This is a genomic window from Lacticaseibacillus styriensis, assembly GCF_030770295.1.
GTDB classification, from domain to species: Bacteria; Bacillota; Bacilli; order Lactobacillales; family Lactobacillaceae; genus Lacticaseibacillus; species Lacticaseibacillus casei.
Window position 1 is genome coordinate 452,428 of sequence record NZ_CP132483.1, and the last position, 16,900, is coordinate 469,327.

Annotated in this window: 13 protein-coding genes and 1 pseudogene; 9 read left to right on the top strand and 5 right to left on the bottom strand. The window is 46.8% G+C overall.

Features of this window, described 5'->3' with window-relative positions; all coding sequences use genetic code 11:
- The first annotated feature begins 21 nt into the window (after window positions 1-21).
- The 4 genes from LACSTY_RS02080 to LACSTY_RS02095 all read left to right on the top strand — a co-directional run bounded on the left by LACSTY_RS02080 (window position 22) and on the right by LACSTY_RS02095 (window position 5,040).
- Entirely contained in the window at window positions 22-2,271 is a 2,250-nt protein-coding gene (locus LACSTY_RS02080) for a glycoside hydrolase family 31 protein (RefSeq protein ID WP_306390945.1), read from the top strand.
- Between the two features lie 90 nt (window positions 2,272-2,361).
- The gene (locus LACSTY_RS02085) at window positions 2,362-2,778 is read left to right on the top strand and encodes a PTS sugar transporter subunit IIA (RefSeq protein WP_025013722.1); all 417 of its coding nucleotides are present in this window, start codon (window positions 2,362-2,364) and stop codon (window positions 2,776-2,778) included.
- Entirely contained in the window at window positions 2,771-4,462 is a 1,692-nt protein-coding gene (locus LACSTY_RS02090) for a glycoside hydrolase family 13 protein (protein ID WP_087913219.1), read from the top strand. Before LACSTY_RS02085 ends, LACSTY_RS02090 begins: the two co-directional genes overlap by 8 nt.
- A gap of 254 nt (window positions 4,463-4,716) precedes the next feature.
- Window positions 4,717-5,040 (top strand): hypothetical protein, encoded by a 324-nt coding sequence (locus tag LACSTY_RS02095; protein WP_087911535.1) that lies wholly within the window; start codon window positions 4,717-4,719, stop codon window positions 5,038-5,040.
- A 137-nt stretch (window positions 5,041-5,177) separates the two neighbouring features.
- Here LACSTY_RS02095 and LACSTY_RS02100 read toward each other — a convergent pair whose 3' ends face one another.
- Window positions 5,178-6,044: a helix-turn-helix domain-containing protein gene (locus tag LACSTY_RS02100; RefSeq protein WP_151466757.1), complete on the bottom strand. Its 867-nt coding sequence runs from the start codon at window positions 6,042-6,044 to the stop codon at window positions 5,178-5,180.
- A 127-nt stretch (window positions 6,045-6,171) separates the two neighbouring features.
- On the opposite strand from LACSTY_RS02100, the gene LACSTY_RS02105 reads away from it, so the two are divergent.
- Window positions 6,172-7,764 carry an ATP-binding cassette domain-containing protein gene (locus LACSTY_RS02105; protein ID WP_087911536.1) on the top strand — a complete coding sequence of 531 codons (1,593 nt, stop codon included), beginning with the start codon at window positions 6,172-6,174 and terminating at the stop codon, window positions 7,762-7,764.
- A gap of 120 nt (window positions 7,765-7,884) precedes the next feature.
- Here LACSTY_RS02105 and LACSTY_RS02110 read toward each other — a convergent pair whose 3' ends face one another.
- Together LACSTY_RS02110 and LACSTY_RS02115 are read right to left on the bottom strand one after the other, a co-directional pair.
- Window positions 7,885-9,696: an ABC transporter ATP-binding protein gene (locus tag LACSTY_RS02110; protein WP_087911537.1), complete on the bottom strand. Its 1,812-nt coding sequence runs from the start codon at window positions 9,694-9,696 to the stop codon at window positions 7,885-7,887.
- Window positions 9,689-11,398, bottom strand: coding sequence for an ABC transporter ATP-binding protein (locus LACSTY_RS02115; protein ID WP_162494852.1), 1,710 nt, complete (start codon window positions 11,396-11,398; stop codon window positions 9,689-9,691). Before LACSTY_RS02115 ends, LACSTY_RS02110 begins: the two co-directional genes overlap by 8 nt.
- A 647-nt stretch (window positions 11,399-12,045) precedes the next feature.
- Between LACSTY_RS02115 and LACSTY_RS02120 the strand changes: the two genes are divergently transcribed.
- The 4 genes and pseudogenes from LACSTY_RS02120 (at window position 12,046) to LACSTY_RS02135 (ending at window position 15,159) form a co-directional block, all read left to right on the top strand.
- Complete coding sequence (locus tag LACSTY_RS02120) at window positions 12,046-12,717, top strand: Fic family protein (RefSeq protein WP_087911539.1); 672 nt, start codon at window positions 12,046-12,048, stop codon at window positions 12,715-12,717.
- A gap of 475 nt (window positions 12,718-13,192) precedes the next feature.
- A pseudogene (locus LACSTY_RS02125) lies at window positions 13,193-14,370 on the top strand (RNA-guided endonuclease InsQ/TnpB family protein).
- Between the two features lie 177 nt (window positions 14,371-14,547).
- Window positions 14,548-14,667, top strand: coding sequence for a putative holin-like toxin (locus LACSTY_RS02130; protein ID WP_025013089.1), 120 nt, complete (start codon window positions 14,548-14,550; stop codon window positions 14,665-14,667).
- 207 nt (window positions 14,668-14,874) lie between these two features.
- Window positions 14,875-15,159: a hypothetical protein gene (locus LACSTY_RS02135; RefSeq protein ID WP_025013088.1), complete on the top strand. Its 285-nt coding sequence runs from the start codon at window positions 14,875-14,877 to the stop codon at window positions 15,157-15,159.
- An 88-nt stretch (window positions 15,160-15,247) separates the two neighbouring features.
- On the opposite strand, the gene LACSTY_RS02140 is transcribed toward LACSTY_RS02135, so the two are convergent.
- Window positions 15,248-15,856: a short chain dehydrogenase gene (locus LACSTY_RS02140; RefSeq protein WP_025013087.1), complete on the bottom strand. Its 609-nt coding sequence runs from the start codon at window positions 15,854-15,856 to the stop codon at window positions 15,248-15,250.
- Complete coding sequence (locus LACSTY_RS02145; protein WP_087911540.1) at window positions 15,853-16,815, bottom strand: zinc-binding dehydrogenase; 963 nt, start codon at window positions 16,813-16,815, stop codon at window positions 15,853-15,855. Before LACSTY_RS02145 ends, LACSTY_RS02140 begins: the two co-directional genes overlap by 4 nt.
- Window positions 16,816-16,900: the final 85 nt, after the last annotated feature.

The following is a 16,900-nucleotide window of genomic DNA, read 5'->3' on the forward strand; positions in this document are numbered from 1 at the left end:
ATTAAAAGAAGGGCTGATATTTTGAGTCAAAAGAATCAAATCAAAGGTGATCATTTTCGTTTTACGGTTCTGACTAACAAAATGATTCGCATGGAGTATCAACCTGAAGGTAAGTTCGAAGATGCAACAACGCAGACTGTCACGAATCGTGATCTAGGTCAGCCGGAGTTTCGGGTCGAACATAATAAGGATGGTTTTGTGGTTCAAATTGAAACGGACTCCTTCCATCTTTATTATCGAGGCGGCGAATTCAATGGCGAGAACTTATTCATTGACACAAAATATAATTACCAGACACATTATCCCCGCTGGCATTACGGAGATGACGATCCTAAGAATTTACTTGGAACTGCCCGGACGTTAGACGGTGCTGATGGTGCCATTCCACTTAAGCCGGGAATCATGTCGCGGAGTGGCTTTGCGATTTTAGATGACTCCCAAAGTATGTTGCAGTCTGGGGATACAGTTAGCCAACGTTCAGTCTCAGAGATTGATCTCTATGGGTTTGCTTATGGCCATGAGTATCGCGCAGCATTACGTGATTACTACCGATTGACTGGCTTTCCACCTTTAGTACCACGTTTTGCACTAGGCAACTGGTGGAGTCGGTTTTATCCGTATACCCAAAAAAGTTACCTTGATTTGATGGCGCATTTCAAAAAAGCCGGTGTGCCGATTTCCGTTGCAGTCTTGGATATGAATTGGCATGTCACCGATATACCGGCTCAGTATGGAAGCGGTTGGACTGGCTATACTTGGAATAAAAAGCTGTTTCCAGAACCTGCCAAATTTTTGCAAACTCTGCATGAACAAGGCAAGCACGTGACTCTAAACGTTCATCCGGCGGCGGGGATTCGCCCATCTGAAGCGAAATATGGGCAGGTCGCCAAAGCAGTTGGAATCGATCCGGCCTCAAAGCAACCAGTGCTGTTTGATTTAAATAATCAGAATTTTGTGCGAGCTTACTTTGATTTAGTGCATCATCCGCTTGAACGGGAAGGTGTTGATTTTTGGTGGCTGGATTGGCAGCAAGGAGCGGCGCGGTCACAAAAACAAATTGACCCATTGTGGGCGCTGAATGTATTGCACTTTGAGGATCAGCAACGGGAAAAAGGCGATCAAGCACTAATCCTCTCCAGATATGCCGGCCCCGGAAGTCATCGTTATCCGATCGGGTTCTCAGGGGATACCGTAGCTAGTTGGCAATCTTTGAAATTTCAACCTTATTTCACTGCAACAGCTACGAATATTGGGTATGCATGGTGGAGCCATGATATTGGCGGACATATGCACGGACACTATGATCCGGAACTTTCATTAAGATGGCTGCAGTTTGGTGTTTTTAGTCCAATCATGCGACTCCATAGTTCGGACAATCCTTTTATGGGCAAAGAGCCATGGAATTATGACGAGGTTACTGCCGAAATCATGACTCAATTTATGCGATTACGTGCACAATTGGTTCCTTATCTATTCACGGCCGATATTTTAACGCATCAACAGGGACAAGCCTTGATCGAACCGATTTACTATCGCGATTCAGAAGTTAAAGAGGCATACCAGTTTAAGAATGAGTACTTTTTTGGCTCCGAGATGCTTGTTGTGCCGATTACATCGCCTAGTGATCAAGAGACTGGATTAGCAAGTGCAACTGGTTATGTGCCTGCAGGAGACTGGACAGATTTCTTTACGCACCAGATGTATCATGGCCCGGCAATCGTGAAGTTTCATCGTGAGGCTTCACATTATCCGGTTTTGGTGCGTTCAGGTGGGATTATTCCGTTGGCCCTCGATCCCATGGCATCGACAGATACTTTGCCAAATGCGATGACGATCAAACTTTTCCCGGGGGAGCGCCATGCTTATGTGTTACGAGAACAAACGTCATCGGGAGAAGCACAAACCAAGTTTACATGGGATCCGCAGGCCAAAATATTTGCGATTAAAGTGGCTGATCCAGATGGTGTGATTCCGGCTAAGCGGACGTATCGACTCGACGTTGTTGGATCTGCTGAAAAGATTAAGCCAGTTAATGGACATCATAACCAAGAGATGAGTCTTGCTATGAAGTCGCAAAATCACGAGACAGAAAAAATGGCGCAGATTTTTACGGTTCTTCAGCAAGCCAAAGTGGATTTCGACTTAAAGAAGCAGTTATGGCAAAGCATTCAGAATATGCCAACTATTAAGACGGCCCTAACCGTGACGAGTCTTGCTCCCAAGAACCTGAGTGATGCGCTCCTAGAGATACTTTTAAATGATCACGCTTGAATTCAAAAATACGCTGGTTTAGTTGATCAGAGGGTGTCTTTCAAGCATTAAAAACGACTGATTGAAGAGACAACAAGGAGGAAAAGACAAATGGAACGCACAATTGTGTTAGCATCGCACCATCGACTTGCAGAAGGTTTGAAAGATACGCTTAATTTTATTAGCGGCGGCGGTCAAGATATCGTGTCGATGGCAGCATATTTAGACAATCAACCGGTTGAAAATCAAGTCGATGCTTTGATGGCATCTTTTCCCGCTGATCGCGATGTGATTGTATTAACTGACATGATGGCTGGCAGCGTTAATCAAAAATTTTTTAAATATCGAACGCGCCCGCATACACATATTATTAGCGGTATGAACTTGCCATTAGCACTTGGCATTGCAATGGCGCCGACAAATGAGTACGTGAGTGACGACCAAATTAATGACCTGATTCAGGAGGCAAAGAATGCGATCGTGAATGTCAATACGCTCCAAGTCGAGGCAGATGACGATGATGAATAAGGTGCCTTGGTGGAAAAAGAGCGTTGTGTATCAAGTCTATCCAAAAAGTTTTAATGACAGTAATGGTGATGGCATTGGCGACCTGAATGGCATCACTGCTAAGTTGGATTACTTGGCAGATCTTGGTGTGGATGTGCTTTGGCTGAATCCAATCTATCAGTCGCCCCAAATTGATAATGGCTATGATATTTCAAATTATCGAGCTATTGAACCGCAGTTGGGAACCATGGGTGATTTTGAACGACTTTTGAAGGCAGCTCATACACGCCATCTGAAAATCATTTTAGATTTGGTTGTCAATCACACTTCTGACTTACATCCGTGGTTCCAGGCTGCCAAATCGTCAAAAAATGATTCGCATCATGACTTTTATATTTGGAAAAAGCCTGTGGACGGACATGAACCTAATAATTGGGGTTCAAGCTTTGGCGGTTCTGCTTGGACATATGAAAAGGATCTGGGCGAATATTACTTGCATCTTTTTGCCAAACAGCAACCAGATCTTAACTGGGAAAATCCGCGTGTTCGTCAAGAAGTCTATGACTTGATGCAATTTTGGCTGGACAAGGGTGTAGACGGTTTCCGAATGGATGTCATTTCACTTATCTCCAAAGATCCAGCGTATCTTGATGGTCCTTTGATTCAAGGCAAAGCATATGGGAGCTACTATGCCGGAGCGGCAAATGGGCCCAAAGTGCACGAGTATTTACAGGAAATGCACAAGCGAGTGCTTTCATCAAAAGATATTATGACAGTAGGCGAAACACCGCATACAACCGCCAAGCAGGCGCAACTATACACCGCAGCAGATCGACACGAATTGGATATGGTTTTTCACTTTGATCACATGCATCTTGATTATGGTCAGTATGGCAAGTTTTCAACTAATCGATTTAGATTAACTGATTTGAAGGAAGTTCTTGCACGTTGGCAAACAACATTGGCGCAGGTTAACGGATGGAACAGTCTTTATTGGAGTAACCATGATCAGCCCAGACCGGTTACACGATTTGGCGATGAGGGCCAGTATCGGGTTCGGTCAGCCAAGATGCTAGGAACGGTTTTGCACATGCTTCAGGGAACGCCCTATATCTTTGAAGGCGAAGAACTCGGTTTAAAGAATGTTCATTTTAAACAGTTGAGTGATTACAACGATCTTGAAACCAAGAATATATTTAAAGAGCTCACACAACTGCATCATGAGAGTGAGCAGGAGGCAATGCAGGCGATTTATTTACATTCGCGAGATAATGCGCGGACGCCAATGCCATGGGATGCAAGTGAGCAAGGTGGCTTCACGACCGGTAAGCCATGGCTGAAATTGAATCCTGATCATCAGGAAATTAATGCAGCCAAGGATCTTGCTGACAGCGATGGCGTTTATCATTATTATCAACGGCTGATCGAACTGCGTCACGGGGAGCCCTTGGTCACAAGCGGAGTTTTTGAGCTTTTAGATCCGGAAGATCCGAATCTTTTCGTTTATTTACGTAAAGGTGAAAAGGAAACCTTATTAGTTGCTGGTAATTTCTCCGCAAAAACTCAGAAGTGGCAAACTCCAGAGTCGCTCCAACAGCAAGCAGCAACTATTTTAATCTGTAATGCAAATTTTTCGAAACAACTTGGTAGCACTTTAACGTTGCCTCCCTTTGGAACTGTGGTTTATAAATTAAAGCAATCGTGATAGTGGTAACACTCATTTGAAGAAGCCGGTACTTAAGTGAAAGTTGAGAAGGGGTATTTGATGAATCGTCTGACCTTATATCGGGTGCATCTTTCAATATGATTCACAAGATAATCTGTTTGCAAAATACGTTGACCGCCACTAAGATAAAGCCATCAAAGCAGCGATGTAACCGCTAGCAAAATTGCTGCCCTGATTTCAAAATTTTAAGTTAAAAGCAATGTCTACGAGGTGTAGATGAAGGGTGATGCTCAATGGCAGTTGACGAAAAACAAGCGCTCATCGCTAAGATGCTGAAGCTTCAACACCTTTTTGAGCCGCAAACGGACGAGATATCCCAAGAAGTTGTTGTTAAAATCAAGCAGGTTGTTGATCGGTTGGCCAAGAAAAGGGTACAAGGAGCCAACATTGAACCCGAAGTGCATCCGGTCAGCATTTTTATTAGGGACCAAATGTTAGATCATCATTATCAGATCACGGCTGAGCAACGCGATGCGCTTTTTGATATGGAGGAGGCGGCGCAGGAGATTGCTAAGAAGTTCTTCATTAGCTTTCCAGGCATCAGTGGGCCCCTGTAGTTGCAAGGTATCCGGAAACATTTATACAAACAAAAAACAAGCGGCACCACCTCATGTCGATTCATGAAGTGGTGCCGCTTGCGTAGTTTAAGAAATAGTATGGTATCAGTCTGCTTAAACAAAAACGCGTTTTCGTTTCAAATATGATACAGACCAAGCTTCGCCAGATCTTTTTTTAACGAGTTAACAAATTCCACGCAGTCACCCGCTTTTAAAGCCTGTAGAGAACTATCAATCAATTGATCACCTTCTGCTCGTCGGCCCGTTTGAGTCAGTAATATTCCCTTGTAGTAGTTTAGCAACACCCGTTCTAGTAGAAAGGATTCTGGCAGCTTCTTTTGTTCAAGAATTGCCAACGTTTTTAGAGCATGCTGGATTTTCCCATGGCGGATGAGTAACGCAACGGTATTTAGCAACACATTGATGCAGGTCTCGTAAACGTTGGTGAGGCCAATGTAGATTGAACATTTATCTAACAGGGTTTGCGAAAAGACGGTGATGGTTTCGATTGGCAGTTGAGTCATGGTGTTGCCGTACAGAACCAATTCAAAGTTGCCCCAGTCTTCGCATTGAAATAAATAGTTAGTGAGCACGCTTAGATGGACTTTATCAGACAACGGTTTCTTTTCGGTCTCCGCACGAATGCATTCGGCCATGATCCAGTTCAGTTGGTCAAAGATCGAATGCGAGTTTTTCCACCGCGCATACTCACTATTCGCCAAGCGCTTAAGGCCCGCAAAGTCATTGTTTAGCGCAGATTGCGTTAAATTTGTCGCGAACTTGTTGTCGTATAAAGGCTCAAAGTGATTCATGACGACCGTGAATTCGAATGGCGTGACATAAAGCTTTTTAAGCAAATGGAAAAATCGTGTTGTTGATAGATCGGATGTCCCGTTTTCGAATTTTGAGATCATGCCTTTGGACACAACGTCATCGGCCAAAGAGCTAAGGGTGATACCGCGCGATTCTCGTAAGTATTTAAATGTTGCCCCAAAATTTTCGATGATGAACCGCTCCTTGTTTCATATTTTAAACGTATCGGTTATCAGTCATTTTAGCGGCTATCGTGTGAAGTATCAATAAACGATAGAAGATGCAGATGCGTTGAAGCATATGAAAAGAGGAACTAACATGAAAACTTGTTTAAAACACGAACGTGGACGCACAGTTATCAACGTTGTTTGGATTGTGGTGAACGTTCTTTTATACACGGGTACTTCGGTTCTTTTAACTTTCACAACGAATGCGATCTTTTCTAGAGATATGCGCGCTTTGTTGGTGTGGTCGGCGATTAATTTCTCGGTTTGGGGAGCCTTTCTGATCAGCAATTATTTTCAGGTGGTTTTTCAAGAGAAGCTGACTCAACGGATTATGGTGGACATCCGGGACACCATCTCGCGAAAAATTGTTGGCAGTTCATACGCGCAGTACCACAACAAAACGACCGGTGAGTATCTTTCCGAATATGTCAATGATGTGGGCAACATTGAGAATAATGCGATTAAGAAGTTCTTCACGTTGCTTTCCGATGGGACAACCGTTGTCTTCTCAACCATTGCACTTGCTGCATATCACCTGCTGTTTATTCCGGCGATCCTTCTTTTGTCGGTGTTGATGCTTAGAGTGCCTTCGCGGTTAAGCCGACCTATGACCTCAGCAACGAAAACGATGTCGAAGGGTAACGCAGCTTTTTCAAATCAAGTCACCAACGTGCTTAATGGCTTCGATGTTTTGTTTAACGCTAATAAACTAGGCAAGCTTCATGATTTAATTAAGTCTGCCGCAAAAAAGTACGCCGCAGTCAAGGTGACTTATACGAAAACCAATGCGCGTGTTTCGAATTTGATCGCAGCGTTGAGTATTTTCTGTCAGGTGATGGTCGATATCATGACCAGCATACTTGCGATTCTTGGCGCCATTCCGCTTGGGGCTATTAGTTCAACCGGCAGTATTGCCGCCAGCATTTTTAACTCACTGTCGAGCCTAAGCAATGACACCGTGCAAATTAAGGCGACTTATCCCTTGTTTGATAAGGTTAGTGCCGGCGTTTCAAAGAAGTTGCCATCTGCCGAAAAAACGCCAGCACCTGTCTTTCATCATGCTTTGAGAGTGGTTGATCTTAGCTATGCGATTGACGGCAAACAGATTCTCAGTCATTTGAATCTCACGTTTGCTCGCGGTGGCAAGTATGCGATTATTGGCCGCAGTGGTGTGGGCAAAAGTACCTTGTTGAAAATTCTGGACGGACAGATTACCGATTATACGGGACATGTTTATATCGACAACAAGGACTTACGAACGATGAGCATGGCGGAGCTAACCAAGGTTTCGCAGTACGTTGATCAAAACGTTTATTTATTTAATGATTCAGTGGCAAACAATACATCACTGTGGGAAAGCCAGTCGCGGTCTAAGCATCGCCTACAAGAAGCTTTTTCAAAGGCAAAAGTCGATTTTGTTGAATTCCCGGATCAAATCATCCAGGAAAATGGTCAGAATTTATCAGGCGGCCAGAAGCAACGCCTGGCTTTGGCAAGATTCTTCTATGCCCCAAAACCTATTGCCTTTATTGATGAAGGGACGTCGGCATTAGATGCCAAAACGGCTAGACTTGTCACTGAGGAATTCTTGAAGGATCCTGATATGACGCTGATTGAAGTGAGTCACCATCTCGATCATGAGCTAAGGGGTGCGTATGATCAGGTGATTGATTTAGGCGCATAGGAGTGGATACTGAGAGGCTTTTATATTTTAGGACGCAGTAAGCAAAATAAAAGGAGGCTAAGGAAATCCCTAGTCCTCCCAAGATCAAAAAGCCACTTTGAGTGGAATGAAACTAACTTCTCACCGCTTCAACTTATCCATATCCGCCAGCGGACTGTTGTACAGTTTCGCGTAAAAGCCACCAGCGGCCAGTAACTGCTCATGCGTGCCAGATTCAATAAGCCGGCCTTGGTCGATGACGAGGATTTTGCTGGCGTGGCGAATGGTGGAGAGGCGGTGGGCGATGACGAAGCTGGTGCGCTGTTGCATGAGGCGGTTCATGGCGCGCTGGACGTCGGTTTCGGTGTTGGAGTCAATGGAGGCGGTGGCTTCATCGAGAACCAGAACCGGCGCTTGGGCCACAAAGGCGCGAGCGATGCTGAGGAGTTGGCGCTGGCCTTGTGACAGGCGGCTGGCGTTTTCGCTGAGCATGGTGTTGTAGCCGTCTGGTAGTTGCCGAATAAAGGTATCGGCATTGGCGGCTTGTGCAGCGGTTTCGACTTCCGCGTCGGTGGCTTCAGGCCGGCCCATCCGAATGTTTTCGCGGATGGTGGCGGTGAAAAGAAACGATTCCTGCTGTACAACGGTCACCAGGCGGCGCAGGCTCGCGCGGGTGAGGTCGGTGACGTTGTGGCCGTCGAGGGTGATGCTGCCGCTGGTGAGTGGATAGAGATTCGTGAGCAGGTTCATGATCGTGGTTTTGCCAGCCCCGGTTGGCCCGACGATAGCGACCACTTCGCCTTGATGTGCAGTGAAACTGATGTCGTGGAGGACCTCGGTTTTACCGTCATAGGCAAACGAAACGTGATCGAACTGCACATTGCCAGCTGTGCGGGTGAGTGACAGTGCATTTGGCACATCTTTTTCCGGCTCGGCGTCCACGACTTGGAAAACCCGTTCAGCGGAGGCCAGCGACAGTTGCAGGGTGTTGATCAGGTTGAGGATGTTGTTGATGGGGCCGGTGAAATTGCGCAGATAAATGAGAAAAGTGAAGATGACGCCGACCGTGATACTCGTGCCGCCGTGCAGAATCGCAAGTGCGCCGGCAAACGTGATCAGCAGGTAGGCGAAGTTATTGGTCATGTTGTTGAATGGGCCGATGACGCCGGAGAAAAGCTGCGCCCGATACGCCGCGGCCGTGTAACGGGCATTGGTTTCATTGAAGCGATCAAGTGTGTCCTGCTGGTGATCGAAAAGTTGCACTAGCTGCTTACCGGCCACATTTTCTTCGATTTGCGTGTTGAGACTGCCGAGCGCTTCCTGTTGCACGGTAAACGCCCGCTGGGTAATTCGCGCAGCTGCCCGCGAATAAAAGAAGGTCGCAAACGAGGCCAGAACGACAATGCCCGTCAACAAAGGACTCAGCAGCAGCATCGCAATGCCCATTCCGACGACACTGATAATCCCGGTGTAAAGCTGCACGAACGTCTGCATCAGTGCCGTGTTGATATTATCGACATCGTTGGTCAATCGACTCATAATATCGCCATTGTCATGGGTGTCAAAATAGCGCATCGGGAGGCGTTGCATTTTAGCAAATAAATCATGGCGAATGGCGGCACTGGTGCGTTGTGCGACTTTGGTGGTGATACTAGTCTGAAAATACGTGAAAACACTGCTAAGAAAATACATGCCCGCCAACAAGCCGCTGACGATCAACAGTTCGCGTAGTCGGCCCTTGGTGATAAATTGGTCGACCACAATACCGTTGACGCGGTTGCCGATGATGGTGGCTAAGGTTGTGAAGAGTGTTAAGCCAAAAACAATGAGTAATTTACTGCGATCCGCATTGAGGTAGCCCCAAATCCGCCGTACGGTTTGTTTCCAGTTCACTAAGGTTACTTTTTCCGGATGCAGGTTGCGCGGGCCGCGCCGTCCACCGATATTAATCAAGGTACTCACCACCTAACTGGGTTTGAACAAGTTGCGCGTAAAATGGCGAACTTTTGACGAGCTCGTCGTGGGTGCCACGGGCGGTGATGCGACCATTTTGCATGACGATGATCTGGTCGCAGTCCATGATGTTCGGCACGCGTTGGGAAATGATAATGGTCGAGCGGTTGCGGCGATTTTTGACTAGCGCGTCTTGAATGGCGGTGTTGGTTTCCTGATCGACCGCACTGGTGGCATCGTCCATGACCAGAATATCCGGGTCGGGGATGATTGCGCGGGCCAAATTCAGGCGCTGGCGTTGGCCGCCGGAAAAATTCTTGCCGGCTTCTTCGACTGGTGCAGTGTAATCCGTCCCGATGAATTCCGTGGCACTGGCGATGGCGACACCCGAGGCTAGTTGTGCAGGTGTGGCTTGCGGGGCGCCATAGTCCAGATTGCGCTCGACAGTGCCGGAGAAAAGCAACGAATTTTGCAAGGCAACGGTGATCTTTTTATGCAACGATGCCAAGCTGATTTGCTGAATATCGGTGCCGCCGATGGTAATGCTGCCTTGATAGTGCTCGTAAAGCCGCGTCAACAATTCGATGAGCGTGGTTTTGCCGGAACCGGTCGAGCCGATAATGCCAAGCCACTGACCGCTGGGAACAGTGAGGTTGATGTCATCGAGAATCGGCCGACTTTTGGAAAAGCCAAAGGTGACGTGGTTAAATGCAATCGTGCTGTCGGCCGGGGCAGCCAGCGTCCCAGTTGCTTTGGTGCCGGCTTCTTCGGCCAAAACGGCACTGACCCGCGCACTGGAGGTGACGGCCCGCGAGAAGGTGGTGATAAGGTTGACGGTGTTGGTCATGGCGGTGGTGATTTGAATCATGTAATTAACAAATGCCATGATTTCACCAGTTGTCATACTGCCACTGATTGCAAGATTGCCACCATAGGCCAAGGCGGCGACCACAGCGAGGTTCAGAACCAACATAATCAGCGGTGCCAAGGTAACCGTCGCGAGCACGGCGCGTTGGCTGATTTGCTGCAGGTTGTGATTTTCGGTGTTGAACTGAGTGCGTTGGTGGTCTTCCAGAACATAGGCTTTGATTGTTTTGGCTCCGGTCAGATTTTCACTCATGATGCGGTTCATCACGTCCACTTGGCCTTGCATCGCGGTATAAAGTGGCAAGGAGCGGCGGACGACAACGTAGATATAAATTGCCAGAATCGGCAAGGCGATCAGGACAATCCATGAAAGTCGCGGCGACACGATCATGGACATGACAATCCCGCCGAACAGTAACATCGGCGAGCGGATCAAGCCACGGGTGAGCATGCTGACCATGGTTTGCATCTGCGTCACGTCGTTGGTAATTCGGGTGATTAAGGTTTCCGGCTTCAGCGCTTGCGGATCGCGATCGGCCAACGCAATGGTCAGCATGTGGCTGCGCAGATTCTGCCCCATTTTCAGTGCCGCGTAAGATGAAAAGGCATTACAAATAGCGCCGAGCGCAAACGCCGCTACGGCAATAACTGCCATGAGGATCGCGGTCTGCCAGACATAGGTCATATCCTTGCGCGCCAAGCCGACATCCACGATCCTGGCCATCAAAGTCGGCTGCTGCAGATCCAGCAAGGCTTCACCCATAATGGCGATCGGCGCCAGAAAAAAGCTAACCCGCGCCCAGCCATGCATGTGGTCGAACAAGATTTTCAGCATGTTAATTGCCTCCGTTTTACTTATGAAGCCATTCTACGGCGGGAATGGAAAAGTTGCATGTGATTGGCTTGTTAAGTGGGTTGATGAGGGGCTGGGGCGTGTTGTGGATGGGCGTTGGATGTGTTTTTGGGCGGTATTGAGGAAGATCGCGTTGAACGGCTTGGAAGCAAATAAGGACCCTAAGATTTCAGATGATCCGAAAATCTTAGGGTCCTTAATTCAGATGCTCAATGGCATAGTTATAAACATCGGCTCGTTCAGCGTTTTGATGAAACTGTGTCATGCAGTTTACAAGCCGAAGAAAGCGCTCGGAAAATTCCGAGAAAAGTAGGCAGACTAAAAGCCGCGTTAACTTTGACGAGGAACCGCGGCTTTTAGTTGCGTTATAGTCACCGTACTTTGAACGGTTCTGCTGTTCTACAAAGGGCGTCTTGTGACAGCAAGGCGCTCTTTGCTTAAACCCTATTGTAACTGGTATGAATTCATAGCCGCAAGACATTAGCGTTCATACTTGGTAATTGGCAAAGGAAAATTGTCTAGCATGATATACTTAGCGAATAAGAGAAATAGGTCTGATACAGTTAACGACTGCATGCAAGTGGTTTTTGCACAAGCAACCAAGTTACGTAAAAAAGGGGGAGCAGTCAATGTTCGAAGATAAATATCACTTGTCTCCTAGAGACGAAAAGTTGCTGTTTGAAAAGAATTTGGTGTCAATGATTTATCTTGCCGGAAAGTACGAAAACCTCAGTACGACTTTATTACAAACCAAAGCAATCGTAGAAAATCTGACCGTTGACGGTGTGAAGCCAGAGGATGTTCAGACGGTCCTTAATTTAAAAGCCGCCTATCAATTTGTCATGCGCTTACACAATGTGGCAGAAATTGATACTGAAACAATCAAACAGATTAATTTAATCGTTCAAGGCGCTGGCGAACCTGATGCTGGTCAAATCAGGACAAAATCAGTGGTCGTCGGCTTGACCAATGAGGACTATGTGCCGCCGATTCCATTTGAAAATAACGTTGTTCAGACAGTCAATGCCATTTTACATTCGGAAACGAGCGCGACGGACAAAGCCATCACGTTAATGCTGACACTTTCACGGTTACAGGTTTTCACCGATGGCAACAAGCGCACTGCTATTGTTGTGGCCAATGCATTGATGTATCAAGCAAATGTCGGATTACTGGCAGTGCCGGAAAAAAAGATGCATTGGTATCTTTCACAGTTGGCTAAATATTATAAGACTGGCCGCATTCGAGTTATAAAGCAATGGCTGTATGATCACGCTGTATTCGGTATAAACGAGCCATGAACATAGCTTGGATTTTAAATGACAATGCAGTATGCTAATTCTGATTGTTGCATAAAGACTTGTTCGCTTGATGGTAAATAAAAAACGTCTGTAACCTTTGCGGCTCTAGTGTTTGACGTTCAATTGTGGTATAAAAATATAGCAGGGAAGTTTAATGACAGTTGGCAAATCCAATTACAGGGGAAGTGGTCGCCTATGGGGGATACACAAGCTCTAAGTGAAAGGAGGATGTTAACAGCACTTAAATATGACGAACAGTATGGAATTAAGCGGTACAACATGGACAGAATAATTAAGTGGAAGCTGTCCGTGTGTTCAAACCAAGTTAACTAGCGAAATGTATTGACAAGAGCCTGAATCGGTACTGTATGATGGTTCTTACCAAAGTTTCGCTAGCTAGCCTTGGTTTGAACGCTTACTCTGAGCTTCCTCTCAAGTGGCGTTTAACCAGCTAATCGAGAGGAGGTGACAACTTTTGATTAAAACGCATAAGATTAAACTCTATCCCAACGCAACCATGCGGCGTGAACTGGAACGATTGTTTAACTATCGCCGGTTTTGCTGGAATCAAGCCCTCGAAACTTGGAATGCCATGTACGACGCATCTCTGGTGATGGCAGACAAAACGCTGCGGCCTAATGAGCGCAAGGTGCGGGACGAATTGGTTTGGACTAAAGCCGACTGGCAGTACGAACAATCAGCCCGAGTTTTACAGCTCGCGGTAAACGATTTAGGTAAGGCATGGAAGAACTACTTCAATCCGAAGATGCCAGATCACGATAAGCCCAACTGGAAATCTAAGAAACGGTCTCGCAAAACGTTCAAAACGGATCGCGCGCAACTTGTGAATGGTAAGTTGCGTTTAGATAAGCCCCGTGGAGCTGGCGCTTGGTACGACATCAAACTAGCCGAACAACTGCGCTGGCAAGGCGAATTAAAGCAAGTTTGCGTCGTTCAAGACGCTGATGGTTACTATGCTTCCTTTTCAATTGAGGTTCAGACTTCTGTTGAAAAGCGGCCGGCTCTAACTGTCACTGGGGTTGACGCCAACATCGGCAAGTTTGACTATCAAACGTCAACTGGCTATGCCACTCAACCCACCTTACCTGAACGTCTGCCACCACTCTACGCCCGCATTGCTCATTATCAGCGCCAATTAGCCCGCAAACGGTAAATCCCAAGCATTTTAACTCCGCGGCTTATCGCACAACGAGAACCAAGTTGAAGCGTCAGTACCAACGAGTTGAACGGATTCAAACGGATTTGCTGCAAAAGTTTACGACTATGCTCATCACTGATTATGACCTAATTGGGATTGAGGATCTGGATAATCACCATATGCGCATGAATAAACGGCTCGCGAAGAACCTGCATCGATCACTGTTTGGCAAGTTCAAAGTGATCATGCAGTACAAGGCTGACTGGTATGGCAATACGTTGGTGCTGGCGGATCGTTTTTACCCCAGCACCCAGCGTTGCTCCCGCTGTGGTTATGTGAAAACCGCTGATGAACGCATCACGCTGAGAGGCAACTTGAAACATCGTACCGGTCACGATGACTATCATTGTTACCGGTGCGGGGTGAAGCTGCGGCGAGACGAAAATGCGGTTGAAAATCTAACTGCTTATGCGAAATCGAAGGTTACGGGGTAGGCTATACCCTTAAAGTTCAGGAGACGGTCACTGTCGGGCTGATTTATTTCAGTGTGGGAATACCGTTGTTGACGGGACTAAATGAAATGTAGGATTGTCAATCAAGAAAGGAAATATATAAAACCTTTACTGGTGTCAAAGAGACATTCTTCCACGTTTTATATAGCAGACGCCTGTTTGTCTGATGTAGACGCGATCAACCTCATGCTAACGTTTGGCAGCTTTGTGCTGCTGCTCATTGGCACTGTGGTTGGCATCGTTGTAGCAATCATCGGCAATCAAAAAGACCGTCACTAGATTTCTGGCGAGGAATCTGACGGTCTTTTTTTGATTGTCAACCCAATGCCAGCCGTCTTAATCGGCTCTGCTGCAGGGAGAGCATCAGGTGGAACTGGTGCTCTCTTTGTATTTGTATTGTAACATGGAGGAGTTTCGGCTAGCAACACTAACTAATGGGATATAACATTTTAAGATCATACTGACATTCAAATGGAGGTAGGACACTTGAAACAAAAAACGCTTAGGGTGATCACAGGCATTTTTTCAACCGGATTACTGTTTTTAATTCTTGTCTTTTTGACGTATCGAGTTCATCGTAATGGCAGCCGTATCGGAACATTGCAATCATATCTGGCACTAATGGTCGTCATGGGGGTGACGATAATACTGATGATGGTAGCAGACCGCACTTATTTGCTTATCACCGGACGTCATTTGATCAAGTCTTTCGTAGAATTGCGGGATGCCATTGACGAGTTGAAGGAAGCACTCAGAAGACTCCGGGAATAGCAGACACAATAAAAAATGTACCGACACCAGCAGAAATTGCCATTTCTAGTTGTGCCTTGTTTCTTGAACTCAGGTACGCTTGATGTTGTTAACGATAAATCCGATATTCCTGTCCTGTTTGTTTTCCCTGAACACTTTTCAAATAACCTGTCGCTGCGAGTTTTGCCGGGATGGGGATAAAACCAGCATACGAATCCTTGAGTTGGTCGTAAGATTCTTCTACGATCGTCGGGCTCACACAATTGATTCGTAAACCGCGCTTCAAATCGATCGCGGCTGATTTGACGAATGCTGCTACGCCACCATTTGCCATCGCGCCTGATGCACCACCTGCAATCGGATCGTCTTTGGTAACGCCGGTGGTTAAGGTGATGCTGCCGTTGTCATTGAGATGGTGTTGGCCGACCAATACAAGATTGATTTGACCGAGAAGTTTGCTAGTCACCGCAACCATATTATCCGCCGGTGTCATCGTGTCCAATGGCATCACCTTGACCGCGCCCGCCACATTGACGATTGCATCAATGCTGCCAATCTTGGCAAACATAGCCTCAATACTTGACAGATCGGCAATATCAACTCTTACATCACCTTGATGCCGACTAGCAGTGATGACGTCATACCCATACTTTCGCAATAATTGCGCTACTTGTGACCCGATTGTCCCGAACGCACCAATCACAACGACTTTCTTCATGAAAACGACCCGCTTTCTAATAAAATTTTGCCCGCGCTTTTGCCTGATTCAAGCAACTCATGGGCTTTTCGGCCATCAGCTAACGTTAAGATAGTTGGCGGCTGTACTTTAATCGCACCGTTTAAAACATAGTGAAACAGCCTGGTGCTACGAATCTGGCGGGCTTTGAAGCTTGTGAGATAATCCCACAAATCGCCAGTAAGCAGACTTTTTGATTGATTCAACAAGTTAACAGCGTCAATTTTGGGTGGGAGTCCGCCTGCCATGCCGTAAAAAACAACGCTACCACGGTGCCGGATCAGGTCGAAACTTAGCGGAAGCGTAACGCCGACCCCGTCGAACACCGTGTCAAAATGGCCGCGTTCATGTTCAGCCCAATCTGAGTGTCGAAGGAAAACCGCTGATGCGCCTAACTTCAAGGCAATTTCTTTCTTCGCCAAAGTAGAGGTCACGCCTGCTACTTGGACGCCATCGGCAATCAACATTTGGGCCAACAATTGGCCGACACCACCGCTAATACCGTGAATCAATACGCGATCACCCGCATGATTTCGGGCTAGGTCGTGCGCCAAAAAGTCGGCGGTCAAGCCTTGCAATCCGATGCTTGCTGCGGTTTTATCGTCAATCGCTGAAGGAACACGAATGGCGTGATCGCGCGGAACGCGGACCAAGGAGGCATTCGCGAATGGGACGTCAACAAATAAAATCCGCTCGCCCAGTGTAAAAGTCGTGACGTCGGATCCAATGGCAACAATTTGACCGAGCCCTTCATATCCATCGATAAATGGTGTGTGTGGTTCGAGGTGATAGGTTCCGCGCCGCCGATAAATATCAGCAAAGTTTAGACCGATATAGTGGGTTTGAACCAAAAGATCCTCTGGACCAACTTGCGGGTCTGGCAGTGTCCCATATTGCAGCACATTCGCGTCACCAAACGTTTTGAAGAACAATGCTTTCATTTGAGTTTAGCCTCTCAATCCATGGCGTTCGGAGATCAGTGAATCTTGATGATGTGCCTTCAACAGGCGCGCACAAGTGGGTCTT